The 24,596-nt window shown below is 68.5% G+C and carries 22 protein-coding genes and 2 pseudogenes; 9 read left to right on the forward strand and 15 right to left on the reverse strand.

The window, feature by feature from the left end:
* Positions 1-4: 4 nt before the first annotated feature.
* Complete coding sequence (putA, locus tag IQ292_RS05640; protein WP_203309308.1) at positions 5-3,622, reverse strand: trifunctional transcriptional regulator/proline dehydrogenase/L-glutamate gamma-semialdehyde dehydrogenase; 3,618 nt, start codon at positions 3,620-3,622, stop codon at positions 5-7.
* A 105-nt stretch (positions 3,623-3,727) separates the two neighbouring features.
* Between putA and IQ292_RS05645 the strand changes: the two genes are divergently transcribed.
* From IQ292_RS05645 to IQ292_RS05680, 8 genes are all read left to right on the forward strand, one after another.
* Complete coding sequence (locus IQ292_RS05645; RefSeq protein ID WP_203309309.1) at positions 3,728-4,213, forward strand: Lrp/AsnC family transcriptional regulator; 486 nt, start codon at positions 3,728-3,730, stop codon at positions 4,211-4,213.
* 132 nt (positions 4,214-4,345) lie between these two features.
* The gene (locus IQ292_RS05650) at positions 4,346-5,194 is read left to right on the forward strand and encodes a TorF family putative porin (protein ID WP_203309310.1); all 849 of its coding nucleotides are present in this window, start codon (positions 4,346-4,348) and stop codon (positions 5,192-5,194) included.
* Between the two features lie 112 nt (positions 5,195-5,306).
* Complete coding sequence (kdpF, locus tag IQ292_RS05655; protein WP_203309311.1) at positions 5,307-5,396, forward strand: K(+)-transporting ATPase subunit F; 90 nt, start codon at positions 5,307-5,309, stop codon at positions 5,394-5,396.
* A 13-nt stretch (positions 5,397-5,409) separates the two neighbouring features.
* Positions 5,410-7,113 carry a potassium-transporting ATPase subunit KdpA gene (gene kdpA / locus IQ292_RS05660; protein ID WP_203309312.1) on the forward strand — a complete coding sequence of 568 codons (1,704 nt, stop codon included), beginning with the start codon at positions 5,410-5,412 and terminating at the stop codon, positions 7,111-7,113.
* Between the two features lie 16 nt (positions 7,114-7,129).
* Positions 7,130-9,166, forward strand: coding sequence for a potassium-transporting ATPase subunit KdpB (kdpB, locus tag IQ292_RS05665; RefSeq protein WP_203309313.1), 2,037 nt, complete (start codon positions 7,130-7,132; stop codon positions 9,164-9,166).
* A gap of 126 nt (positions 9,167-9,292) precedes the next feature.
* A complete protein-coding gene (gene kdpC, locus IQ292_RS05670) occupies positions 9,293-9,865 on the forward strand; it encodes a potassium-transporting ATPase subunit KdpC (RefSeq protein WP_203309314.1) in 573 nt (190 codons plus the stop codon).
* A gap of 16 nt (positions 9,866-9,881) precedes the next feature.
* Positions 9,882-12,563: a sensor histidine kinase gene (locus IQ292_RS05675; RefSeq protein ID WP_203309315.1), complete on the forward strand. Its 2,682-nt coding sequence runs from the start codon at positions 9,882-9,884 to the stop codon at positions 12,561-12,563.
* A 2-nt stretch (positions 12,564-12,565) separates the two neighbouring features.
* Positions 12,566-13,249, forward strand: coding sequence for a response regulator transcription factor (locus IQ292_RS05680; RefSeq protein WP_203309316.1), 684 nt, complete (start codon positions 12,566-12,568; stop codon positions 13,247-13,249).
* Between the two features lie 103 nt (positions 13,250-13,352).
* Here the strand turns inward: IQ292_RS05680 and rarD are convergent, their stop codons facing one another.
* The gene (gene rarD / locus IQ292_RS05685; protein WP_203309317.1) at positions 13,353-14,258 is read right to left on the reverse strand and encodes an EamA family transporter RarD; all 906 of its coding nucleotides are present in this window, start codon (positions 14,256-14,258) and stop codon (positions 13,353-13,355) included.
* Between the two features lie 117 nt (positions 14,259-14,375).
* On the opposite strand from rarD, the gene IQ292_RS05690 reads away from it, so the two are divergent.
* Complete coding sequence (locus tag IQ292_RS05690) at positions 14,376-14,603, forward strand: hypothetical protein (RefSeq protein WP_203309318.1); 228 nt, start codon at positions 14,376-14,378, stop codon at positions 14,601-14,603.
* Positions 14,604-14,692: 89 nt separating this feature from the next.
* On the opposite strand, the gene IQ292_RS05695 is transcribed toward IQ292_RS05690, so the two are convergent.
* The 13 genes and pseudogenes from IQ292_RS05695 to IQ292_RS05750 form a co-directional block, all read right to left on the reverse strand.
* Positions 14,693-15,124 carry a helix-turn-helix domain-containing protein gene (locus IQ292_RS05695; RefSeq protein ID WP_203309319.1) on the reverse strand — a complete coding sequence of 144 codons (432 nt, stop codon included), beginning with the start codon at positions 15,122-15,124 and terminating at the stop codon, positions 14,693-14,695.
* A gap of 71 nt (positions 15,125-15,195) precedes the next feature.
* On the reverse strand, positions 15,196-15,534 hold the full coding sequence (locus tag IQ292_RS05700) for a hypothetical protein (protein WP_203309320.1): 339 nt from the start codon (positions 15,532-15,534) through the stop codon (positions 15,196-15,198).
* Between the two features lie 8 nt (positions 15,535-15,542).
* The gene (locus IQ292_RS17620) at positions 15,543-15,821 is read right to left on the reverse strand and encodes a chemotaxis protein CheB (protein WP_238940853.1); all 279 of its coding nucleotides are present in this window, start codon (positions 15,819-15,821) and stop codon (positions 15,543-15,545) included.
* A 59-nt stretch (positions 15,822-15,880) separates the two neighbouring features.
* A pseudogene (locus tag IQ292_RS17775) lies at positions 15,881-16,552 on the reverse strand (response regulator); the annotation flags it as partial.
* 39 nt (positions 16,553-16,591) lie between these two features.
* On the reverse strand, positions 16,592-17,035 hold the full coding sequence (locus IQ292_RS05710; protein ID WP_203309321.1) for a chemotaxis protein CheW: 444 nt from the start codon (positions 17,033-17,035) through the stop codon (positions 16,592-16,594).
* A gap of 27 nt (positions 17,036-17,062) precedes the next feature.
* Positions 17,063-17,428, reverse strand: a complete 366-nt coding sequence (locus IQ292_RS05715) for a response regulator (RefSeq protein WP_203309322.1) — start codon at positions 17,426-17,428, stop codon at positions 17,063-17,065.
* Between the two features lie 32 nt (positions 17,429-17,460).
* On the reverse strand, positions 17,461-18,024 hold the full coding sequence (locus IQ292_RS05720; protein ID WP_203309323.1) for a chemotaxis protein CheD: 564 nt from the start codon (positions 18,022-18,024) through the stop codon (positions 17,461-17,463).
* Positions 18,021-19,049, reverse strand: coding sequence for a protein-glutamate methylesterase/protein-glutamine glutaminase (locus IQ292_RS05725; protein WP_203309324.1), 1,029 nt, complete (start codon positions 19,047-19,049; stop codon positions 18,021-18,023). The genes IQ292_RS05720 and IQ292_RS05725 overlap by 4 nt, the downstream gene beginning before the upstream one ends.
* The gene (locus IQ292_RS05730) at positions 19,046-19,936 is read right to left on the reverse strand and encodes a CheR family methyltransferase (protein ID WP_203309325.1); all 891 of its coding nucleotides are present in this window, start codon (positions 19,934-19,936) and stop codon (positions 19,046-19,048) included. Before IQ292_RS05730 ends, IQ292_RS05725 begins: the two co-directional genes overlap by 4 nt.
* Positions 19,933-22,140, reverse strand: coding sequence for a chemotaxis protein CheA (locus tag IQ292_RS05735; protein WP_203309326.1), 2,208 nt, complete (start codon positions 22,138-22,140; stop codon positions 19,933-19,935). The genes IQ292_RS05730 and IQ292_RS05735 overlap by 4 nt, the downstream gene beginning before the upstream one ends.
* Positions 22,141-22,156: 16 nt before the next feature.
* A complete protein-coding gene (locus IQ292_RS05740; RefSeq protein WP_203309327.1) occupies positions 22,157-22,429 on the reverse strand; it encodes an STAS domain-containing protein in 273 nt (90 codons plus the stop codon).
* Positions 22,430-22,752: 323 nt separating this feature from the next.
* Positions 22,753-24,177, reverse strand: coding sequence for a methyl-accepting chemotaxis protein (locus IQ292_RS05745; protein WP_203309328.1), 1,425 nt, complete (start codon positions 24,175-24,177; stop codon positions 22,753-22,755).
* A gap of 167 nt (positions 24,178-24,344) precedes the next feature.
* A pseudogene (locus IQ292_RS05750) lies at positions 24,345-24,596 on the reverse strand (methyl-accepting chemotaxis protein); the annotation flags it as partial.

A 24,596-nucleotide genomic window follows, 5' to 3' on the forward strand; every position in this document is an offset into this window, starting at 1 on the left:
ACGATCAGCTGGTCGGCAGGACCATCAGGCTGGCGTTGCCGCCCGCCGCGGTGGTGTTGATCGACGTCGACACCTCCTCGACCAGCCAGTCGAGGCGATAGCCCGCGCCGGACGCCTGCGGCAGCACGATCGGCCCGGGAAGCTCCGCCAGTGCCGCCAGCGCCTCGGCGACGGTGGCGGCGTCGCCCTCGATCAGCGCGCCGGCATAGGCGCTTTCGCGCCGCCAGTCGCGCGACCAGCGCAGCCGGTGGGCGACGCTGTCGGGCAACGGCTGCAGCGCCGAGCGCAGGTCGTCTTCGGCGACGACCACCGGGTCGTTGCCGCCCGCCAGGGCCGCGCCGAGCTGCTCGACCAGACCCGCGCGGGTCTGGGGCATCAGCAGCACCCGGCCGCGCGGATGCAGCGCATAGACGTTGGTCTCGCCCACGGGTCCTTCCAGCTCCGTCTGGGCCCCGAGCAGCGACGCGGCGATTGCGTCGCGGACCTGCCGTGCGCCCGCGACATCGCCGCGCTCCTCCAGCCACACGGCGAAGTCGCGCGCCGCGGGATCGGCATGGTCGCTCGCGATGGGCGGCGGCAGCGGCGCTCCCGCGACCAGGCGGCCCAGGTAGAGCGGTCCACCCGCCTTCGGTCCCGTGCCGGACAATCCGCGTCCGCCGAACGGCTGCACGCCGACCACCGCGCCGATCACGTTGCGGTTGATGTAGAGATTGCCTGCCTTCACCCGGCTGGTGACGTGCGCGATCGTTTCGTCGAGGCGCGTGTGCAGGCCAAAGGTGAGGCCGTAGCCCGTCGCGTTGATCCGATCGATCAGCCGGTCGAGCTCGGCACGGCGGAAGCGGACGACGTGGAGCACCGGCCCGAAGACCTCGCGCTTCAACTCGCCGATGTCGCCAAGCTCGATGATCGTCGGCGCGACGAACGTGCCGTGCGCGGTGTCGCCGGCGAGCGGGAGCTGCTCGACGTGGTGGCCGGATGCGCGCATCGCGGCGATATGCGCCTCGATGTTCGTCTGCGCCTCGGCGGTGATGACGGGGCCGATGTCGGTCTTCAGCGCGTCGGTGCGGCCGATCGACAGCTCGTGCAGCGCGCCCTTGACCATCGCCAGCGTCCGGTCGGCGACCTCTTCCTGCAGGCACAGCACGCGCAACGCCGAGCAGCGCTGGCCGGCGCTGTCGAAGGCAGAGGCGATGACGTCCGCCACCACCTGCTCGGCGAGCGCGGAGGAATCGACGATCATCGCATTCTGGCCGCCGGTCTCCGCGATCAGCGGGATCGGCGTGCCGGCGGGCGACAGGCGCCTGGCGAGCTCCTTCTGGATCAGGCGCGCGACTTCGGTGGAGCCGGTGAACATCACCGCCATGGTTTCGGGCGCCGCGACCAGCGCCGCGCCGATCGAACCATCGCCGGGCACGAACTGCAGCACGTCGATCGGTACCCCCGCCTGGTGCAGCAGGTCGATGCCCTGCGCGGCGATCAGCGGCGTCTCCTCCGCCGGCTTGGCGAGAACGGCGTTGCCGGCGACCAGCGCCGCGGCGACCTGGCCGATGAAGATCGCGAGCGGGAAATTCCACGGGCTGATGCAGGTGACGACACCAAGCGGCATATGGCCCGCGCCCAATGTGGTCCGCGCCTGCTCGGCATAATAGCGCAGGAAATCGATCGCCTCGCGCACTTCCGCGATCGCGTTGGCCAGCGACTTGCCCGCCTCGCGCACGAGCAGCGCCAGCAGTTCAGGCATGCGCGCCTGCATCGCGTCTGCCGCGCGGTCGAGGATCGCGGCACGCGCGCTCGGTGCCGTCGCCGCCCAGCCCGGCGCGGCCGCTGCCGCGACGTGCGCGGCGGCGCGCGCCTGCTCGGGCGACAGTTCGCGGACCAGTCCGACGCGGTCGCGATGATCGGCGGGGTTGAGGACGTCGCGCGGCGTGCCGTCGACCCCCGCTTCCCAGGGACCGGCGGCGGCCATCGTCTCCGCCAGCATCGCCAGCGTGCGCTCGTCGCTGAGATCGAGCCCCGCGGAATTGACGCGCGTGCCGTAGAGATCGCGGGGCAGCGCGATATGCGGGTTCTTCTGGCCCGGCACCGCCATCGCGCGCACGCTTTCGACCGGATCGGCGACGAGGTCGGCGATCGGAACCTCGGGATCGGCGATGCGGTTGACGAACGAGGAATTGGCGCCGTTCTCGAGCAGGCGGCGGACGAGATAGGCGAGCAAGGTCTCGTGCGTGCCCACCGGCGCGTAGATGCGGCACGGCCGGTTCAGCTTCTCCGCGCCGACCACCTCGTCGTAAAGCGGTTCACCCATGCCGTGCAGGCACTGGAATTCGTAGTCGCCGACGGTGAAGTCGTCGCCCGCCAGGTGGTAGATGGTGGCCAGCGTCTGCGCATTGTGGGTCGCGAATTGCGGGAAGACCGCGTCCTTCGCCGCCAGCAACTTGCGAGCGCAGGCGACATAGGCGACATCGGTGTGGATCTTGCGGGTGTAGACCGGGAAGTCGGCAAGGCCGTCGACCTGCGCCCGCTTGATCTCCGCGTCCCAATAGGCGCCCTTGACCAGGCGGACCATGATGCGACGGTCGGAACGCCGCGCCAGGTCGACGATCCAGTCGATGACGAACGGACAACGCTTGCCATAGGCCTGGACCACGAAGCCGAGCCCGTGCCAGTCCGCCAGATCGGGATCGGTCGCGAGGCTCTCCAGCAGGTCGAGCGACAGTTCGAGCCGATCCGCTTCCTCCGCATCGATGTTGAAGCCGATGTCGTAGCCCTTCGCCAGCACGGCCAGCGCCTTCACCCGCGGCAGCAGCTCGCCCATGACGCGATCCGCCTGCGCGCGGACGTAACGCGGATGGAGAGCGGACAATTTGATCGAGATGCCCGGGCCGGCATAGATGCCCCGACCCGCCGCAGCCTCGCCGATCGCCCGCACCGCATTCTCATAGTCGGCATAATAGCGATCCGCGTCCGCCGCGGTGGTGGCCGCTTCGCCGAGCATGTCGTAGCTGTACCGGAAACCCCGCGCCTCGAGCGGACGGGCCCGCTTCAGCGCCTCGGCGATCGTCTCGCCGGTGACGAACTGCTCGCCCATCATCCGCATCGCCATGTCGACGCCGCGGCGGATCACCGGCTCGCCGGCGCGGGCGATCAGGCGGGTCAGTGCCGCGCCAAGGCCGCTGTCGTTGACGCTGCCGGTCAGCTTGCCGGTGACGACCAGCCCCCAGGTCGCCGCGTTGACGAACAGCGATCGACCGTCGCCGACATGGCTTCGCCAGTCGCCGCCCGCGATCTTGTCGCGGATCAGTGCGTCGCGCGTCGCGGTGTCCGGGATGCGCAGCAGCGCTTCGGCGAGGCACATCAGCGCCACGCCCTCCTGGCTGGACAGGGCATATTCCTGGACCAGTCCCTCGACGCCCGTGCCCTTGTGCTTGGCACGCAGCGCGGTGACGAGGCCGGTGGCGGTCGCCGTCGCGGCGTGCCGGATCGCGTCGGGCAGCGTCGCGGCGTCGAGCAGCGGCGCGAGGCATTCCGGTTCCGGCCGGCGATAGGCCGCGGTGATCGCGTCGCGCAGCGGCGTCGACGGACGGATGGCGGGCGCGAAAGCGGCGAAGGGCTGGGTCGTCATGGCGGGAATCGATCCTCTCAGATGATCCGCCCATAATCTCTTCCGCGCCGGCGATCAGACCGTTATCTGCTTCCTCACGATCCGTATGCATCGTTGTGAGGGGCCATGGCAGGCAAAAATGATAGCGAATCAGCCCTGGACAGTCCTTTGGACTCGTTCGATCGGCGTATCATCGATGTCTTGCGTGACGATGGCCGCATTTCCGTCACCGAGCTCGCGCAGCGCGTCGGGCTGTCGAAGACGCCATGCCAGGTCAGGATGCGGCGGCTGATCGCCCGCGGCTATATCCTCGGCTTTCGCGCGGTGGTCGATCCGGCGCGGCTCGGCCTCGACCATATCGCCTTCACGGAGGTCAAGCTCTCCGACACGCGCGAGGCCGCGCTCGACGAGTTCCGTCGCGCGGTGCTGCGCATTCCGGAGGTCGAGGAATGCCACATGATCGCGAGCAGCTTCGACTATCTGCTGAAGGTGCGCACCGCCGACATCCGGCGATATCGCGAGGTGCTGGGCGAACGCATCTCCGCGCTGCCGCATGTCGCGAACACATCGACCTTCGTGGCGATGGAGACGATCCGCGACGCCGCGGTATAGCCGAACGCCGACTATATGCCGGCACTATGCGATACCGGGGTTTCGGCCTCGAATTGCTATGCGCCGCGTGCCTAATCGCCTGCCCTGAAAGGCGCCCCCGATGGTCGGCGAGCGCCGTCCCGTGGGGCAAGAATGAAAGCTATCCTACCCGTCGCCTGCATCCTTTCGGTCGCCGCGCCCGTCGCGGCACGGGCACAGACGGACACGCCGCCGCCGCCGCCGATTACCGTAAGCGGATCGGCGGCCATCGTCTCGGATTACCGGTTCCGCGGCGTGTCGCAGTCGGACGACCATCCCGCGGTGCAGGCCGGCATCACCGTAGCGCACGAAAGCGGTCTCTATGTCGGTACCTGGGCGTCGAACCTCGCGGGCTGGGGCACGTTCGGCGGCGCCAACATGGAACTCGATCTGATCGGCGGCTTCAAGACCAAGGTCTCGCCGACGGGCATGCTCGACGTCGGCCTGACCTGGTACGTCTACCCCGGCGGCGCCAACAAGACTGATTATGCCGAGCCCTATGCCAAGCTGTCGGGCAGCGTCGGCCCAGCGACCCTGCTGGCCGGCGTCGCCTATGCGCCCAAGCAGCAGGCGATCGGCAAATGGTACGATAACGGCGCCAGCGCGGCGGCCGGCGTGTACGACCATCCCGGCGCGAAGGGCGACAATCTCTACCTGTGGGGCGACGGCGCTTATGCGATCCACGGCACGCCGTTCACCGCAAAGGCGCATGTCGGCCACAGCTGGGGGCAGAGCGGCCTGGGTCCGAACGCGACCGCCGTCACGCCGACCGGCAGCTATTGGGACTGGTCGCTGGGTGCGGACACGACCTACCGCAACCTGACGCTGGGCCTCGCGTGGGTCGACACCGACATTTCGCGCAATCGCAGCGCCTACCTCCAGCCGAGCTTCAGCAAGGGGCAGGACGGCACCGGCTCGATCGCCGGCAGCCGCCTGCTCGTGTCGCTGACCGCGGCCTTCTGACCGGAGCATCGCGACATGGACGATCTGATCTGGATTCTCGTCATGGTCGGGCTGGTGGCGGCGACGCTCGCCTACGCCCGGCTGTGCGATGCGGCCTGAGGAGGCGATAGCCATGACCATCGACCTGTGGCTGGCGGCGCTGACCGCGCTCGGCCTCATCATCTATCTGGTGGCGGTGCTGATCCGCCCCGAACGTTTCTGACGGGGAGGGGAGAATGACCTTCCAGGGATGGGCCCTTATCCTGGGCTTCGTCGCGATTCTGATCGCGTTGACCAAGCCGGTCGGCGCGTGGCTGTTCGCGCTTTACGAGGGGCGGCGCACGCCGCTCCATGTGGTTCTGGGGCCGGTCGAGACCGGCTTCTACAAACTGGCCGGTATCGATCCGGACGAACAGCAGGGCTGGCGCCGTTACGCGCTGCACATGCTGCTGTTCAACGCCATGCTGATGGCGCTGACCTATGCGGTGCTGCGGCTGCAGGGCGTGCTGCCCGGCAATCCGCAGGGGCTGGCCGGCCTGTCGCCGCACCTGGCGTTCAACACGGCGATCAGCTTCACTACCAACACCAATTGGCAGAGCTATGCCGGCGAATCGACCATGTCGAACCTCAGCCAGATGTTCGGCCTGACGATCCACAACTTCCTGTCGGCGGCGACGGGCATCGCGCTCGCCTTCGCCTTCTTCCGCGGCTTCGCACGGCGCGAAAGCAGGAGCCTGGGCAACTTCTGGGCGGATGTGACGCGGGTCACGCTCTACCTGCTGCTGCCGCTGTCGATCGTCTATGCCGTGTTCCTGATCGCGAGCGGCGTGCCGCAGACGATGGGCGGCGTCGTCGACGTGCAGACGCTGGAGGGTGCCAAGCAGTCGCTGCTGCTCGGGCCCGTCGCCAGCCAGGAAGCGATCAAGATGCTCGGCACCAACGGTGGCGGCTTCTTCAACGCCAATAGTGCGCATCCGTTCGAAAATCCGACCGCACTGGTCGATTTCGTCCAGATGCTGTCGATTTTCCTGATCGGCTTCGGCCTGACCTGGTGCTTCGGCAAGGCGGTCGGCAACACCCGCCAGGGCTGGGCGATCCTGGCCGCGATGGTGATCCTGTTCCTGATGGGCGCCAGCGTCGCCTATTGGGCGGAAGCGGCGGGCAACCCCGTGCTGCACCATCTGGGTGTGCCGGGCGTCAACATGGAGGGCAAAGAAGTGCGCTTCGGCGTCGCGGCCAGCGCGCTCTTCGCGGCGGTCACCACGGCGGCCTCGTGCGGCGCGGTCAATGCGATGCATGACAGCTTCACCGCGCTGGGTGGCCTGATCCCGCTGTTCAACATGCAGCTCGGCGAAGTCGTCATCGGCGGCGTCGGCGCAGGCATCTACGGCTTCCTGTTGTTCGCCATCCTCGCCGTGTTCGTCGCCGGCCTCATGGTCGGGCGGACGCCGGAATATGTCGGCAAGAAGATCGAGGCGCGCGAGGTCAAGCTCGCCGTGCTTGCCATCGCGGTGCTGCCGCTGTTCATCCTGGGAATGACGGCCCTGTCGGCGGTCACCGCGCAGGGGCTGGCGGGTCCGCTCAACAAGGGGCCGCACGGCTTCGGCGAAATCCTCTATGCGTTCACCAGCGCGGTGGCGAACAACGGCTCCGCCTTCGCCGGCCTGACCGCGAGCACCCCCTGGTACGACGGCCTGCTCGGCGTCGCCATGTGGGTCGGCCGGTTCTTCATCATCGTGCCGATGCTCGCGATCGCCGGCAGCCTCGCCGCCAAGAAGCACACGCCGGCCTCGGCGGGCTCGTTCCCGACCACCGGCGGCCTGTGGGTCGGCCTGCTCGTCGGCATCGTGCTGGTGCTGGGCGGGCTCACCTTCCTGCCGAGCCTCGCGCTCGGTCCCATCGCCGATCATCTCGCGATGATCCGCGGTCAACTCTTCTGATCGGGAGCGCCGATACGTGGCACAGTCCCAAGCAAAGAGCCTGTTCACCGCCGACCTGATGGTCCCGGCGATCAAGGCGAGTTTCCTGAAGCTCTCCCCCCGCGAGCTGATCCGCAATCCGGTGATGTTCGTCACCGCCGCCGTCGCGATGCTGCTGACCGTGTTGCTCGTCGTCGGGCACGACGGCCTGGGCATCGGGTTCAAGCTGCAACTGATCGTCTGGCTGTGGCTCACGGTGCTGTTCGGCACCTTCGCAGAGGCGCTCGCGGAAGGGCGCGGCAAGGCGCAGGCGGCGTCGCTGCGCGCGACCAAGGCGGAGCTGACCGCCAAGCGGCTCAAGGGCGACGGCCGCCAGCACGAGGACGTACCGGCGAGCGCGTTGAGGATCGGCGACGTCGTGCTCGTCGAGACCGGGGACCTGATCCCGTCCGACGGCGAGGTCGTGGCGGGCGTGGCCAGCGTCAACGAGGCGGCGATCACCGGCGAAAGCGCGCCGGTGATCCGCGAGGCGGGCGGCGACCGCTCGGCCGTGACCGCCGGCACGCGCGTCATCTCCGACGAGATCCGCGTGCGCGTCACGGTCAATCCCGGACAGGGCTTCCTCGATCGCATGATCGCGCTGGTCGAAGGTGCCGAGCGGCAGAAGACGCCCAACGAGATCGCGCTGACCATCCTGCTCGTCGGCCTGACGATCATCTTCCTGATCGCCGTCGGCACGATCCCCGCCTTCGCCAAATACGCCGGCGGCAGCATCCCGGTCGCGATCCTCGCGGCGCTGCTGATCACGCTGATCCCGACGACGATCGCGGCCCTGCTGTCGGCGATCGGCATCGCCGGCATGGATCGGCTGGTGCGGTTCAACGTGCTCGCCAAGTCGGGCCGCGCGGTGGAGGCGGCGGGCGACGTCGACGTGCTGCTGCTCGACAAGACGGGCACCATCACGATCGGCGACCGGCAGGCGAGCGAGTTCCGCTGCGTCGGCGGCACCGGCGAGGCCGAGCTGGCCGAGGCCGCGCTGCTCGCCAGCCTTGCCGACGAGACGCCGGAGGGACGCTCGATCGTAGCGCTCGCCCGCGACAGGTTCCGGGTGACGACGGCGCAACTGCCGGCGGAGGCGGAGATCATTCCGTTCACGGCACAGACGCGCATTTCCGGCGTGCGGATCGGCGGTTCGCTGATCCAGAAGGGCGCGGTCGATTCGATCCTGCGTGCCAATGCCGGGCTCGGCGAAACGGCGGCGGCGACCGAGTTGCGGCGCATCACCGACGAGATCGCCCGCGCCGGCGGCACGCCGCTGGCGGTGGCGCAGGACGGACGGCTGCTCGGCGCGATCTTCCTCAAGGACGTCGTCAAGGCCGGCATCCGCGAGCGATTCGGCGAATTGCGGCGCATGGGCATCCGCACGGTGATGATCACCGGCGACAACCCGCTGACTGCCGCCGCGATCGCGGCCGAGGCGGGCGTCGACGACTTCCTCGCGCAGGCGACGCCGGAGGACAAGCTCGCGCTGATCCGCGAGGAGCAGCAGGGCGGCAAGCTCGTCGCGATGTGCGGCGACGGTACCAACGACGCGCCCGCGCTGGCGCAGGCGGATGTCGGCGTGGCGATGAACACCGGCACGCAGGCGGCGCGCGAGGCGGGCAACATGGTCGATCTCGACAGCGATCCGACCAAGCTGATCGAGGTGGTCGGCCTGGGCAAGCAGTTGCTGATGACCCGCGGCGCGCTCACCACCTTCTCGGTAGCCAATGACGTGGCGAAATATTTCGCGATCATCCCGGCGATGTTCGTGGCGCTCTATCCGGGGCTGGGGGTGCTCAACGTGATGGGACTGGCGACGCCGCAATCGGCGATCCTCAGCGCGATCATCTTCAACGCGCTGATCATTCCGCTGCTCGTGCCGCTGGCGCTGAAGGGCGTGGCGTACAAGCCGATGGGGGCGGGGCCGCTGCTCGCGCGCAACCTCGCGATCTATGGCCTGGGCGGTCTCGTCGCGCCGTTCGTCGGCATCAAGATCATCGATATCGCCGTGACCGGACTGGGTCTGGCGTAACCGTCGGAAGCCCCTGCCCTTCGGGGAGGGGAATGGGGGTGGGGCGAGCGCCGCAACAACCGGCGGCCATGTCTCCCCCACCCCGACCCCTCCCCACCAAAGGGAGGGACCTGAAGGAGAAGAGTTATGAACCAAGACCTCGTTTCCGCCTTTCGGCCCGCGATCGCGATGACGATCCTGTTCGCGATCCTGCTCGGGCTGGTCTATCCGTTCGCCATGACCGGCATCGGCCAGACGATCTTTCCCGACCAGGCCAATGGCAGCCTCGTCCGCGATGCCGGAGGCCGGGTGATCGGTTCGTCGGTGGTCGGACAAGCGTTCGTCTCCGACCGGTATTTCCAGACGCGCCCATCCGCCGCGGGCAAGGGATATGACGGGCTCGCCTCCTCGGGCTCCAACTACGGTCCGACGAGCCAGGCGCTCGCCGACCGCGTCAAGGCGGATGTCGCCAAGCGTCGTGGCGAAGGCGTGGTCGGCACGATGCCGGCCGACCTCGTCACCGCAAGCGGCTCCGGACTGGATCCGGATCTCTCGCCCGCCGCCGCCGAGGCGCAGGTGCCGCGGATCGCGCGCGTGCGCGGGCTGCCGGTCGCGAAGGTCGCCGCCCTGATCGCGACGAACACGGGGGAGTCGCTTTTCGGCGACCCGCACGTCAACGTGCTCGCGCTCAACCGCGCGCTGGATCGGATGACGCAATGATGATGGCGGCGCGCTGATGGCGGGGGACGACACGCGTCCCGATCCCGATGCCCTGCTGCGCGCGGCCGCGCAGGAAGGGCGCGGGCGCCTGAAGATATTTCTCGGCGCCGCGCCCGGCGTCGGCAAGACGTTCGAGATGCTGTCGGAAGGCGCCGCCCGTCGGCGCGACGGCGTCGACGTCGTCGTGGCGGTGGTCGAGACGCACGGCCGTGTCGAGACCGAGGCGCTGGTGCGCGGGCAGGAGGTCGTGCCGCGCCGCGCCGTCCCTTACGAGGGGCGCACGCTGTACGAGATGGATATCGATGCGGTTCTCGCGCGTGGACCGCGCCTCGCCCTGGTCGACGAACTCGCGCACACCAACGCGCCGGGCAGCCGGCATCCCAAGCGCTACCAGGATGTCGAGGAATTGCTCGCGGCGGGCATCGACGTCTACACCACCGTCAACATCCAGCACGTCGAAAGCCTCAACGACGTCGTCGCCAGCTTCACGCGGGTCCGCGTGCGCGAGACGGTCCCCGACCGCATTCTCGAAGCGGCGGAGATCGAGGTCGTCGACATCCCGCCCGACGAACTGATCGAGCGCCTGAAGGCGGGCAAGGTCTACCTGCCGCAGGAGGCGACCCGCGCGCTGGCGCATTTCTTCTCGAAATCCAATCTGTCCGCCCTCCGCGAACTCGCGCTGCGCCGTGCGGCGCAGGCGGTGGACGCGCAGATGCTCGATCATGTCCGCTCGCTCGGCGTGGGCGGCACCTGGGCGGGGGGCGAGCGGCTGGTCGTCGCGGTCAGCGAACTGCCGGGTGCCGACGAGCTGGTCCGCGCGGCCAAGCGCGCCGCCGACGCCCTGCACGCGCCATGGACCGCGCTGTTCATCGACACGCCGCGTACCGCGCAGTTCGGCGAGGCGCAGCATCGCCGTCTGGCGGCGACGATGACGCTGGCCACCCAGCTCGGCGCGGCGGTCGCGACAGTGCCAGCCCCGACCGTCGTGGAGGGGATCCGCGACTTCCTGGCGGACGCGCGCGCGACGCAGCTCGTCGTCGGCAAATCGAAGCGGTCGCGGTGGTTCGAACTGCGGCACGGGTCCGTCGTCGATCAGCTCGTGCGCGAGACGCCGGGCGTCACCGTCCACGTCCTGCCCGTCGAGGGGGAGCCGCCGCGGCGCGAACGGGCGGCGCGGACGGGCGGCGCATGGGGCTCGCCCGTCGGCTATGCGGTGACCTTGGGCGGCGTGGCGCTCGTGACGTTGCTGGCGAGCGCGCTGTTCCACGTGCTCAATCTCGGCAATGTCGCTTTGCTCTATCTTCTGCCGGTCATGGCGGCGGCGAGCCTCTACGGACTGCGTACCGGCCTGTTCGCCGGGCTCGCCTCCAGCCTCGCGTACAATTTCTTCTTCCTTCCCCCCGTCGGCACGCTCAGCGTCAGCAATCCCGAAAACGTCGTCTCGATCTTCGTGCTGCTCGGCGTGGCGATCGCCACCAGTCAGCTCACCTCGCGCGTCCGCGGGCAGGCCGACCTCGCCGCGGCGAGCGCGCGCGCCAATGCGACGCTCGCCGGATTCCTGCACCGCCTGGGCGGGATCAACGATCCGGCGGAAGCGGGACGCGTGATCTGTGACGACATCCGGCGGCTGTTCGACGTGCAGGTGGTCCTGTTGACTTCGGCGTCGGGCGGCGGTCTCGCCGTCGCGGCGGCGACCAATGCGGATTACAGCCTCGAGACGATGGACATGGCCGCAGCGAACTGGGCCTTCGACACCGGCGCTCCGGCGGGAAAGGGCTCTGCCACCCTTGCCGCATCCGAATGGCTGTTCCAGCCGCTCAAGGCGGGGGAACGGACCCTGGCGGTGATCGGCCTTGCGAGCGACAGCGGCGGCGAGCCGGTACGCGCGGACCGCCTGCCGCTGCTCACCGGTCTGATCGACCAGGCCGCGCTGGTGCTCGAGCGGCTGCGGCTGGAGGTGGAGATCCGCGACGTCGATGCCGTGCGCACGCGTGACCGTCTTCGCGCGGCGCTGCTGTCGTCGGTCAGCCACGACCTGCGCACGCCACTGACCGCTGTGATGGCCGCCGCCGCGCAGTTGCGTCAGGGCGTCGCGCGCGAGGAAAGCGCCGAACTCGTCGCGACGATCGAAGGTGAAGCGGCGCGGCTGAACCGCTTCGTCGCCAATCTGCTCGACATGGCCCGCGTCGAGGCGGGCGCCCTCAAACTGCGGGTCGAGCCGATCGACCTGGGCGATGCGGTCACGGGCGCCGCCCACGACGCGCGCCGGGCGCTGGAGGGGCACGAGGTGCGGCTCGACGTGCCACCCGACCTGCCGCTGGTCCGTGCGGATCCGCAGCTGCTCCACCACTGCCTGCTCAACCTGCTCGACAATGCGGGCCGTTATGCCGACCCCGGGACGGCGATCGTCATCGAGGGGCGGCATCGTTACGGCGTGCTGCGCCTGGCGGTGCTCGACCATGGTCCCGGCCTGCCGCCCGGACGCGAATCGGAGGTGTTCGAGACCTTCCGGCGGCTGGAAGGATCCGATCGCGCGGTTGGCGGTACCGGCCTCGGCCTCGCCATCGTCAAGGCCTTCGCGGAGGCGATGGGGATGGACGTCGAGGCGGGCAATCGCAATGACGGAACCGGAGCCGCATTCGCGCTGGTCTTCCCGCATCCGCTGATCGTCAGCGACGTGACACCGGAGGGATTGTAGACATGGCCGCCACCGTCCTGATCGTCGACGACGAGGTCGCGATCCGCCGGCTGCTCCACAACACGCTGGCGCAGGCGGGGTATCGGGTGGTCGAGGCGCGCGACGGGCGGGACGCGCTTGCGCTGGCGGCAGCCGAACATCCCGATGCCGTGTTGCTCGACCTCGGTCTTCCCGATCGCGACGGATTGGGGCTGGTACCGCTGCTGCGGGGAAAGGACGGGCGCGTCGTGCTCGTCGTCTCCGCGCGCGACGCAACGGAGGAAAAGGTCGCCGCGCTCGACCTTGGCGCCGAGGATTACGTCACCAAGCCGTTCGACACCGACGAGCTGCTTGCGCGTCTGCGTGTCGCGCTACGGCATCGGGGCGGCATGGGCCAGACGCCGCAGACGATACGTGCCGGTGCGCTGACGATCGATCTCGACCGGCGCCTGGTCACGCGCGACGGCGAGGAGCTGCATCTGACGCGCAAGGAATATGATGTCCTTGCCGTGCTCGCGCGGCATGTCGGCCGCGTCGTGACGCATGACCGGATCATCGCCGCCGCCTGGGGTGGGGACGAGGATCCGCGCATCGAATATCTGCGCATCGTCGTGCGCAACCTGCGCCAGAAGCTGGAGGCGCCGCAACCCGTCGGCAGCGTGATCGCGAACGAACTGGGCGTCGGCTATCGGCTTCGCGCCGAATAAAGGCTGATCGAGCAACGCTGGATCACCGGCGGCGACGCCCTTCGCGTCTGCGCGCTTCAGCGGGCGGGGGCGGGCGCCGCTTCGAGACCGGCGGATCAGGCTCTCAGGCGGACCGGGCTCGTGCCGTCCGCGCGGCGGCGACGCTGCTCCATGCGTAAAGCGCGCAGGCACTCCAGATCAGTGCGAACGTCGCGAGTTGCGCGGGCCGGACAGGCTCGTCGAACAGCAGTACCGCCTCGAGGAACTGCAGCGTCGGGGCGATATATTGCAGGAGGCCCATCGTCGTATAGCGCAACCGGCGCGCACCTGCCGCGAACATCAGCAGCGGCGCGGCGGTGATCGGCCCCGCGAGGATCAGCAGCCAGTCGGTCGCACCGCCATGGCCGAAGGCGCCGCTGCCATGATGCCCTGCCGTGAGCAGAACGGCGAGCGCGAGCGGTGCGAGCAATGCGGTCTCCACCGTCAGGCCGCCGAGCGCATCGATCGCCACGACCTTGCGGATTAGGCCATAGAAGCCGAAGCTCAGCGCCAGAACGAGGCTGATCCAGATAGCACCGCCCCCGCTGAACGCGAGGATCAGGACGCCCGCAGACGCCAGGGCTATCGCCATCGCCTGCAACCGGCCCAGACGCTCGCCGAGAACCAGCATCCCGAGCGCGACGTTGACGAGCGGATTGATGAAATAGCCGAGGCTTGCCTCGACCAGATGCGCATTGTCGACCGCCCAGATGTAGACGAACCAGTTCACCGCGATCAGCGCGGCGCTGGCCGCCAGCGCGAGCAGCGTTCGGCCGCGCGCCACCCCCAGTATCTGACGCGCGCGGCCGAGCAGACCGACGATCGCGACGAGCAGGATCAGCGACCAGACGACCCGGTGTGACAGCATCTGGATCGGCGGCACGTTGTCCAGCAGGTGGAAATAGAGCGGCAGCAGCCCCCAGGCAGCATAGGCACCAATGCCGAGCAGCAACCCGGCCCGGGTGGATGGACGATGCGTGATTTCGATCATGACCGCGCTGCGATGACGCTTCACGCGGCGTCGCACAACCCGCCGTGCCGAGCCGATGTCAACAGCTTGGCACGTGGCGGGGTGACATCCTGGCGGCAACGCCTATGTCGCGCGGCTATGACCAGCGGCGAGCTTCACGACCTGTTCCTGTCCACCCTCGTGCGCGAGGCGGGCGGTACGCGGCGCCATTGGCGCCTCGTGGTCGGGGATGTGAAGCTCTACCCCGTGGAAACCCACCCCCATTGCAACTGGACCGTCACGCCGAGCGGGACGGCGGCGGCGACGGGGGAAGTGGAGCGCATCGCGGACATGCTGCGCGCACGTCATCCGATCGTTCGCAACTGATACCGTCCGCCCCTCCGCAAGCAAAGGGCCGGTCGCTTTCAGCCGGTCGCGGGTGGCGAGGGCGATGCCGCCCACGCCAAGCCCCGATGTCAGTCGAGCGTCTGGCTGCGGGCGAGCGGCAGGGAGATGATATCGACGAGCCATTCCCGCAGCGTGGTTCGTCCGTGGTGCGTCAGGCCCAGCATGGTGACCCGGCGGTCGGTCGCGTCATCGCTACCTTCGACCAGGCCGCGGTCCTGCAACAGCTTGATCCAGCGCAGCGCGGTGGTGCGCGGAACGCCGGCGGCGCTGCAGCACGCATTGGTGGTCACGGTCGCGCCGTTCACGCCCTCTGCGAACAGGAACAGCAGGATGTCCATTCCGGGGTTGGCGAACAGCGTCGGATCGAAACGTTCACCCAGCTTGCGGCGTGACGCGACGATGCTGCGCGCCAAGGCGATCAGCGGGGCATCCTCACCGTCCGCGGCGCCGGCCATGAGTACGGCTGCGTTGTCGATGGCATTCTTGCTCGATCCGCCCATCAGGCCAGGCTCGCTCATACCCATGTCCATGTCCTCCCTCGTGCATGGCATTAGGCAAGGAAACGATGAAATCAAGCGCTGTCGGGTACTTGGGCGCACTCAGCGGGCGGGGGGAGGCGATAGACGTCGAGTTTTGCGGCGAGGTCGCGCGACAGTCCCTCCAGCGTGATCGCGGCAAGCCGCGCTTCGCTGCTGGCGTCGGAGCGCAGCACATCCGCCATCGCAAGCTGTGCCTGGGTGATGCGATCGATGGCCTGCAGACTGTGCATATGGCGCCGTAGCGTGTCCGGATCTGACGCCAGGTCGTACGCCAGATCCGACAGCAGGCCGGTCAGCTCCACCATCCCGTCGGCGAGCGCGTGCGCGAGCGCTGGCTCAACCCCCGTGCCGCTGCGAAGTCGCTGGGCCATGCTTGCGATCACCGGGAACAGAGCTTGAGAATGGTGGCGGACAATTGGTCCATCGGCACCGGTTGTGTCGCCAGCTTGCGCTGCAACGTGAAGCCGAGCGCATGGTTCTCCATCGGGATGACGCTGTAGCTGCCGCCGGCCTGCAAGGCGCGGACGCCGGCATCGCCATCCTCGCCGTCGGCGCCGAGCAGCAGGCCGATCGCTTCCGTTCCGCAGGCCTTGGCGACCGAGGCGAACAGGATCGAGATCGACGGTCGCTCGCCGGCGACCGGATCGCGCGGCAGCATGCGCAGGCGGCCGTTGGCCAGCCGTCGACGACGACATGCGCATCGCCCGGTGCGGCGAGATAGATCACGCCCTGCTCGACGGTCATGCCATCCTCGGCCAGCACGATCCGCGGTGCGATTTCCGCCGACATCTTGTCGATCAGCGTTGCGGCGAGACCACCGCCCAGATGCTGGACGACGACGGTCGGCGGACAATTGGCCGGGAAGGTCGAGAAGAGGTCGAACATGGCGTTGGTGCTTGCCGCTTCGCCCCCGATCGCCAGCAGGCGGCCGTTCCAGTCGAGCGGCGCTGCTGCCTGCGCTTTCTTCTTGCTAGCCCCGCGGACGTTGGCACCCTTTGCCGCCTTGATCCGCTTGCCAAGCTTGGCGAGGATCTTGTCGAACTCCGCCGCGACGGCGACCTTGGGCTTCGGGAAACAGTCTATCGCGCCGAGGCGCAAGGCCTCGATCGACGCCTCCGCCCCGGCCTCTGTGCGGGTGGAGAACATGATCACGGGCATTGGCCGCTTCTCCATGATCTCCGCCAGATATTCGAGGCCGCTCATGCCCGGCATCTCGACGTCCAGCGTCATCACGTCGGGATGCAGGCTTTCGACCATGGACCGCGCCTCGTCCGCACCGTCGGCGGAGCCGACGACGACGACATTGGGAATACGCTCCAGCGCGCCGGAAAGAAGGGCGCGCATCGTCAGCGAGTCATCGACGACGAGAACCTTGGTGGCGGCGGCCATGACTTCAAATCCTTGCGAAAACGATAGACGAGAAAAGCGTTATGCGGCTTCGGCGAGACCCGCGGTGCCCTCGGCCAGGCGCTCGAGCGCGAGGATGAGGATCAGCCGCTGATCGATCGTCGCCAACCCTTCCAGGAAACTGGCGGCGGGCGTGTCGCCGATGTCCGGCAACGGCTGCATACCATCGTCGGGAACCGTGACGATGTCGTTAACCGCATCGACGATCAGCCCTTGCAACTGCTCGCCGATCCGCACGACGATGATGACGTGGCGAGCCGACGGATCGGTCATGCCCCAGCCCAGCCGATGCGAAAGGTCGAGCACGGGAAGGACCACGCCGCGCAGGTTGACCACGCCGCGCACGTGCGGCGGGACGTTGGGCAGCGGCGTGGCGGGCGACCATGCGCGGATTTCGCGGATCGCCATGATGTCGACGCCGAGGACCTGGTCGCCGATCTGAAAGGTGATGAGCTGACGGGGCATGATTGGCTCCTTGCTGCGAGGTTCGGATCAGTGCAGGACGCGGCGGATCGCCGCGGCCAGCTTTTCGGGATGGAAGGGCTTGACGATCCAGCCGGTCGCCCCGGCTTTGCGCGCGCGCTGCTTCTTCTCGTCGGAACTTTCGGTGGTCAGCACGAGGATCGGAAGGTTGCGATGGCGGTCCTGTTCGCGCACGCGCTCGATCAGGCCAAAGCCGTCGAGGCGCGGCATGTTGATATCGGTGATGAGCAGGTCGGGCTGGACGCCGTCCAGGCGTTCCAATGCGTGTACGCCATCCTCGGCCTCCAGAACCTGATAGCCAAGATCGGTGAGCGCGGCGCGCAGCAGCATCCGCATGCTCGGCGAATCGTCCACGGTCATGATGGTGCTGGTCACAGCGGGTCCTTTGCTGGCAAATGCGGTCGTCATCAGAAGAATTCCACGTCGCCGGTGCTGGCGCGTGGCGCGGCAGGCTTGGGCACGAGGATGGGAGCAGGTTCGACGGGACGCTCGCTGGCGATGCGGCAGCGGGCGAGGCCCAGCGTCGGACGGAACTCGACGCGGCGCGCGCCATGGCCGCCGACGTCTTCTCCGACCAGGGCGATCCGCTCGTCGCGCAGGAATCGGCGGGCGAATTGCGCATTGGCGGATCCGATGTCGCGAAAGCCGTCGCGCATGTTGGCGCCGCCGTACAGGCGCGCCTTCAGGTTGGAGCGCAAGGCGCCCATCGCCAGCATCGCGTTGATCAGGACCTCCATCGCGTAGACGCCGTAGCGCTGCATGGATTGCGGATCCGTATCCACGCCACCCGGTTCGGCGAGCAGGAAATGATTGAGGCCGCCGACCTTGGCGATCGGATCATAGAGGCAGGCGGCGATGCAGCTGCCCAGCACCGTCGTCAGCACGGCGCCCGGATCGTCGGAGACCCGCGTCTCGCCCTGGAGCACGTTGATCCGGAAGAGGCCGTCGGCGGCGCGCGGCAGCGGGCTCATGCGCGGCACTCCAACAGGACGCGCGACGCGATGCGGGACAGCGGCAGCTGCGTTTCCACCGCGCCGATCTGCCAGGCCACCTGCGGCATGCCGTAGACGACGCTGCTTTCCTGGTCTTGGCCGAAGGTGCGCGCGCCGGCGGCGCGCATCGCCTTCAACCCTTCCGCACCATCCGCGCCCATGCCGGTGAGGATGACGCCGACCGTATCGCGGCTCGCGACACGCGCGATCGAGTGGAACAACCGGTCGACGGAGGGGCGATGGCCGCTCACCTTGTCGCCTTCCACCAGCCGGCACCGCGGCATCGTGCCGCCGGTGATCTCCATGTGCCGGGCGCCACCCGGCGCGATATAGACATGCCCTGCCGCCAGCGGAGCGCCCGACCGGGCGACGGACACCTTGGGTGCGGACAGTCTGTCGAGCCGCGCGGCGAAGGTCGGGACGTACGGCTCCGGCATGTGCTGCACGATGACGGTCGGCGGGCATTGCTCCGGAAAACCGCTCAGCAATTCGATCAGCGTCTCGACCCCGCCGGTGGAAGAGCCGATTGCGATCAACGTCCCCGGACGCGGGGCATAGTCCGCGGGTGCGCTCGGGTGCGCCGGCTCGATCGCCCGTGCGCGCCGCCGGCTGCGTGCGGCAGCCTTCACCAGCTGGGTCAGACCGTCGCCGAGATCGCCGCCATTCGACCGGTTCGGCTTCTGGTAGCAGTCGAAGGCGCCCAGTTCGAGCGCACGGATCGTCGCTTCCGCCCCCCGCCCGGTCAGCGTGGACAGCATCACCACCGGCATCGGGCGCAGGCGCATGATCTTGTCGAGGAAATCGAGCCCGTTCATCCCGGGCATCTCGACATCGAGCGTGATGACGTCGGGATTGAGCTGCTTGATCATCTCGCGCGCCGTCGCGGGCCCATCGGCGGCGCCGATGACCTCGATCTCGTCGTCCTGCGACAGGCTGTGCGCGATCATCGCACGCATGGTCGCCGAATCGTCGACGATGAGGGTACGGACGGGGGCACGATTCATGCGCTGACCTTCTGGAACGTGGTGCGGCCGACGCAGGCGAAGCGGGGCGCGACGCTGGCGCTCAACCGCTCGGAATGGCCGATGTAGAGGAAGCCGCCCGGCGCGAGCCGATCCGCGAGGCGCGACTGAAGCCGCTCCTTGGTCGCTTCGTCGAAATAGATCATGACGTTGCGGCAGAAGATCGCGTCGAACATGCCGCGCATCGGCCAGTCCTCGAGCAGGTTGAGCTTGCGATAGGCGACCCGCTCCCGCAGCAGGGGGTCGACCTCGAGCTCGCGATCGACGGGGTGCATCCACAGGCGTCGCAGCTCGGCGGGAACGCCCTTCGCCGTGTCCTGCGAATACCGCCCGCGGGCGGCGGCGGCCAGGATCTCCGTCGACAGGTCGGTCGCGAGGATGCGCAGGTCGGAGCGGGCGAGACGCTGGGCCACGCCACGCTCCGTGCCGCACATCGCCATCAGCAGCGAATAGGGCTCTTCGCCGCTCGAACAGGCCGCGGACCAGATGCGGACACGCCCGCGATCCGCCAGGCGGTTGGACAGCGCTGGCCAGGCATGTTCGAGGAAATGGTCGAAGTGATGCGATTCGCGAAAGAAGCTGGTGTGATTGGTGGTCAGCGCGTCGATCGCATTCTGGCGTTCGACGGGATCGGCCTCGATCCGTGCGATATAGTCGGTGAAGTTGGTCAGGCCGCACGCGCGTACGCGCGGGGCGAGGCGGCCGTAGACCAGCTGCGCCTTGCCCGGCGGCATCAGGATGCCGGCTTCGGCATAGACGAAGTCCGCGATGTGCCGGTGATCGTCAGGCCCGAAGCCGAATTCGGTAGGACGCGATGCCGCGGGCAAAGGTGCCGGCGACACGGCCCTCGGCCGGGGCGCCGCGCTCATGCCGCAAGCTCCAGCTGCGGCGCGCCGTGGCGCGGATCGCGGCGCCAGCGCGAGATCAGCGCATCGACATCGAGGATAAGCGCGACTCGGCCGTCACCCAGAATGGTCGCGCCGGCGAGGCCGTGGATCGCCTCGTAATTGGCCTCGAGGCTCTTCACGACGACTTGTCGCTGGTCCTGGATCGAATCGACCATCAGCACCGCCTGGCCATGATCCGACTCGACGACGATCAGGACCGCCTGGGTCGGATCCGCGATCGCGCCCGCAATACCGAGCTGCTCGGCGATCCGGTGGACGGGGACGTAGGAGCCGCGCACGTCGAGCAGCGACGCGGTCGCACCGAGCGACTTCACGGCGTCGTCGTCGGGCCGCAGACTCTCGACGATATGGCCGAGCGGGATGACGAACGTCTGTTCGCCCACGGTCACGATCATCCCGTCGAGCACCGCGAGCGTCAGCGGCAACGACAGCGCGAAGCTGGACCCGTGGCCGAGCTGGGAGCTGATGCCGATGCGACCGCCCAGTGCTTGGACGTTCTTGCGCACCACGTCCATGCCGACGCCGCGCCCGGAGATGTTCGACACGGTCGACGCGGTCGAGAAACCGGGCGCGAAGATCAGATTGTCGATTTCCTCTTCGGTCAGGATCGCGTCGGCGGCGATGATGCCGCGCTCGACCGCCTTGGCGCGGACGCGCTTGCGATCGATGCCGCGGCCGTCGTCGGCGACGGTGATGACGATCCGACCCGAATGGTGCGCGGCGGACAGCGTGACGACGCCTTCCTCCGGCTTGCCGGCAGCGAGCCGCTCCGCCGGCGTCTCCAGGCCGTGGTCGACCGCGTTGCGGATAAGGTGCGTCAGCGGCTCGCCGATGCGCTCGACGACGGTCTTGTCGACCTCCGTCATTTCGCCCTCGATATCCAGGCGGACGCGCTTGCCGGTCTCGACCTCGAGCTCGCGGATGATGCGGGGTACGCGGCTGAACACCGTCTTCATCGGCTGCGCGCGGATCGCCATCGTCGATTCCTGCAGCTCGCGCGTCAGGTGGTCGAGGTCGGTGAGTTCGGATATGCCGCCGAGCTGATGCTCCGACAGGCGCTGCGCCAGCATCGCCTGGGTGATGACGAGCTCGCCGACCAGGTTGACGAGGCGGTCGAGCTTGTCGAGGTCGACCCGAATCGTCTGCACCGCGGCGGCTGCCGTCCGTGGCGCCGCAGCCTCGGGCGGCAGCACCGTCGCCGCCGGGTCGGGCGACGCGGCGGCCTTGACGGGTTGCGGCGCGCTGGAGGGAGGGAGCGTGTCGGTCATCGGGGCCGACGCAGCCTCGGGTGCGTTCGCGATCGGAAGCGCTTCGGGCGCCTCGTCCTCGGCATTCGCGCCGCGAACGATGCGAAGGTCGACGTCGCCCATGAATTCGAAGACGGCGCGGATATCGTCTTCCGCGACCGAGGATGGTGCGGTCAGGGTCCAGCCCAGATAGGCGCGCTCCGGATGAAGATCGGACAACGTAGGCAAATTGCCGAGGTCGCACGACGTGACCTCCGCGCCGAGCGCGGCGAGTTCGCGCAGCAGCAGCAGCGGTTCGCCGCCGTGATCGAGCGCGGTCGGTCCGGGCACGAGCGTGATGTGCCAGCCGTCACCCGTCTCGTCGGTCGCCGGGGTCTCGCACAGGGCGAACAGATCGTCGAACCCGTCGTCCCCACCATCGCCGTCGCCGGTGGAAGGCGCGGGTGCGCAGATCTCGAAGAGGTCGTCGAAATCGTTGCCAACGGCGCCGGTCGAGACGGTGGCGGCCTCGGTCACCGTGTCCTGCGCCGCCTGCGGCTCGGGCGCGTGCGCCGCCTCGATCAGCCGCGCGAGCATGGCGCCGTCGGCCGGCGGCGTTCCGCCGTCGCGCGCCGCGGCGACGTGATCCGACAGCATGTCGAAGGCGGATACGATGGTGCCGAGCAAGGCCGGCGTCAGGACCAGGGTGCCGTTGCGGACGAGGTCGAGCAGCGTCTCGTATTCGTGCGTGAATGCCTGGAGCCGTTCGTGACCGAAGGCACCGGCGCCACCCTTGATCGAATGCACCGAACGGAAGATCGTGTTGATCGTCTCGGTGTCATACGCGCCCTGACGGACGGCGGCGAAATTGCCCTCCATCGTCGCGAGGCCTTCCTCGCATTCCTGGAAGAAGATCTGCTGGATCTCGTCGAAGTTCATGGCGTGATCCTGTCCTTCAGCCGTTCGGGGCCAGCGCCGACTCGAGCCGCGCGAGCGCGATCATGTGGCGTAGGGCGTCACTGGGATCGTCGAGCCGGAAACCGACGCCGCGCGCGACCGCGCAGGCCTGCGCCGCCGCGAGCACCTGCAGACAGGCCTGGCCGACCCGGGCGACCCCGCTTCCATCGAGATGGATCGCCTCGCCACGGTCGAGGGTGGCGATCAGGTCATGGCGCAGCGGCGAGGCTGCGGACGTATCGAGCGAGGCGGGAAGCGGATGCACGGGCATGTCTGGTTTCGCTTTTCGATCTCGAGAGAATCAGGAAGCCGATCGATCGACGGCTTCGGACAAATCCCGCGGCGGGGTGATCCGCCCGGTGTTCGCCACCGGGCGGATCTGACGGGCCGGCCACGCACACAGCGGGAGGATCGGGCGAGTCGCCGGCCACGTGAGCGCACGCGCCGCAGAGCTTCGCACCGCGCCGGTCTTCGACGTTCGATGGCGAACCTTTCTTGCCGTGCCGATCATGTGAGAAGCCCCCCTCTCGTATGTCTGTATCGGACCTGATTACCCGCCACTGGTTAAGGCGTAATTAAACCGGAGCGGCCATTTCAGAATTCGCTCCAGTCATCGCTCGCCGCGACGGCCACGCTGCCGCGACCCCGCGGCGGTACGGCGCGGGCGATCCGGCGCCCCGCTTCCGCGGCATGGCGTTGCAGGTCGTGCACCGTATTGGTCGACGCTGGTGCCGGCCGTTCCGATCCGACCCTGAACCGTGCGACCTGCCGGCCGAGCTCGTCGGCCTCGGCCGATAGCGAGCGGGCGGCGGCGGTGGCTTCCTCCACCATCGCGGCATTCTGCTGGGTCACGCCGTCCATCTCGCCGACGGCGGTGTTGACCTGCTGCAGGCCCGTCGCCTGGCTTTCCGCCGCCTTGGCGATCTCGCCGACCAGCGCGCTGATCTCACCGATCCGCCCGATGATGCGGTTGAGTGCCGCGCCCGTCTCGCTGACCAGCTGGACGCCGGCCTCGACCTGCTCGGTCGATGCGGTGATCTTGGTCTTGACGTCCTTGGCGGCGTCGGCGGAGCGCTGGGCGAGTGCGCGCACCTCGGACGCGACGACCGCGAAGCCCTTGCCCGCGTCGCCCGCGCGCGCCGCCTCGACCCCCGCGTTGAGCGCGAGCAGGTTGGTCTGGAAGGCGATGCCGTCGATCACGCTGATGATCTCGGAGATTTCATTCGACGCGCGCTCGATGCCGCCCATCGCCTCGACGGCGCGACCGACGATGCCGCCCGATTGCTGGGCCTCGACACGGGCCTCCTCGACCGTCGCGTTCGCCTTGACCGCCCCCGCGGCGGTTTGGCGCACGGTCGCGGTGATCTCGTCCATCGCGGCAGCGGTCTCTTCCAGGCTGGCGGCCTGCTGCTCGGTGCGCTGCGACAGGTCGTCCGACGCGTGCAGGATGTCGTTGGAACCGCCGTGGATGCCGGCCGCGGCGACGCTGACGGCGCGCATCGTCTCGCTGATCGCGTCCATCGCAGCATTGAAATCGACGCGCAGCGGCTCGAACGCGGCCGGGAAGGGCTCGTCGATGCGATAGAGCAGATTGCCGTCCGCCAGTTCGCTCAAGCCGCCTGCCAGGCCTTGCGCCATGATGCGCTGTGCCTCGGCGGTATTGGCCTCTTCCATGTTGCGCCGAAAGATCGCCATGGCCTTGGTCATGCGGCCGACGCAGTCCGCGTTTTCGGTATAGGCGATCGGCGACGCCAGGTCGCCCGCCGCGAGCGCTTCCATGCGAACGACCGTGTTGACGTAGGGCGTGCAGATCAAACGCCCGGCTAGCACCGTCGCGCCGACGATCAGCGCGATGCCCGAGGCGCAGAGCGCGATCTCCACCGGCGGCGGGACGCTGAACACATTGGCCGCCAACCCCGCGACCAGAGCAATCATGGCAAGACCCCACACCCCCTGGATAGTCGCCAAAACGCGAAATTTGACGCGGATCGGCGCCCGCGCCTCGAACCATTGCAACATCACAGCCTCCTCCCACTGTGGCCAGCGACGTTCGTCGATCTGGCCGTGCGAAGTAAGTGCTACAGAACGTTGCTTAATTTCTTGTTGCGGACGATGATGGGGCATCCTCATCGTCGGGCAAGGGGCGGCGGGAAGAGCTTTGGGGCTTGGTCCGCCGCCCCCTCCGGTCAGAATTCGGACCAGTCTTCCTGCGCGATCGCGAGCGCCGTATTGCCCTGCCGACGCGGCGAGACGCTCTGGGCGATGCGGCGCCCTGCCTCCGCCGCCCGCTGTTGCAGGTCGTGGACGACGGTCGGCGCGGCGACGGGGGCCTGGCGTTCGCTGTCCAGCCTGAACCGTGCGACCTGCCGGGCGAGCTGGTCGGCCTCGGCCGACAGCGAGCGGGCGGCGGCGGTGGCTTCCTCGACCATCGCGGCATT

This window comes from Sphingomonas beigongshangi, assembly GCF_016820445.1.
Taxonomy (GTDB): domain Bacteria; phylum Pseudomonadota; class Alphaproteobacteria; order Sphingomonadales; family Sphingomonadaceae; genus Sphingomonas; species Sphingomonas beigongshangi.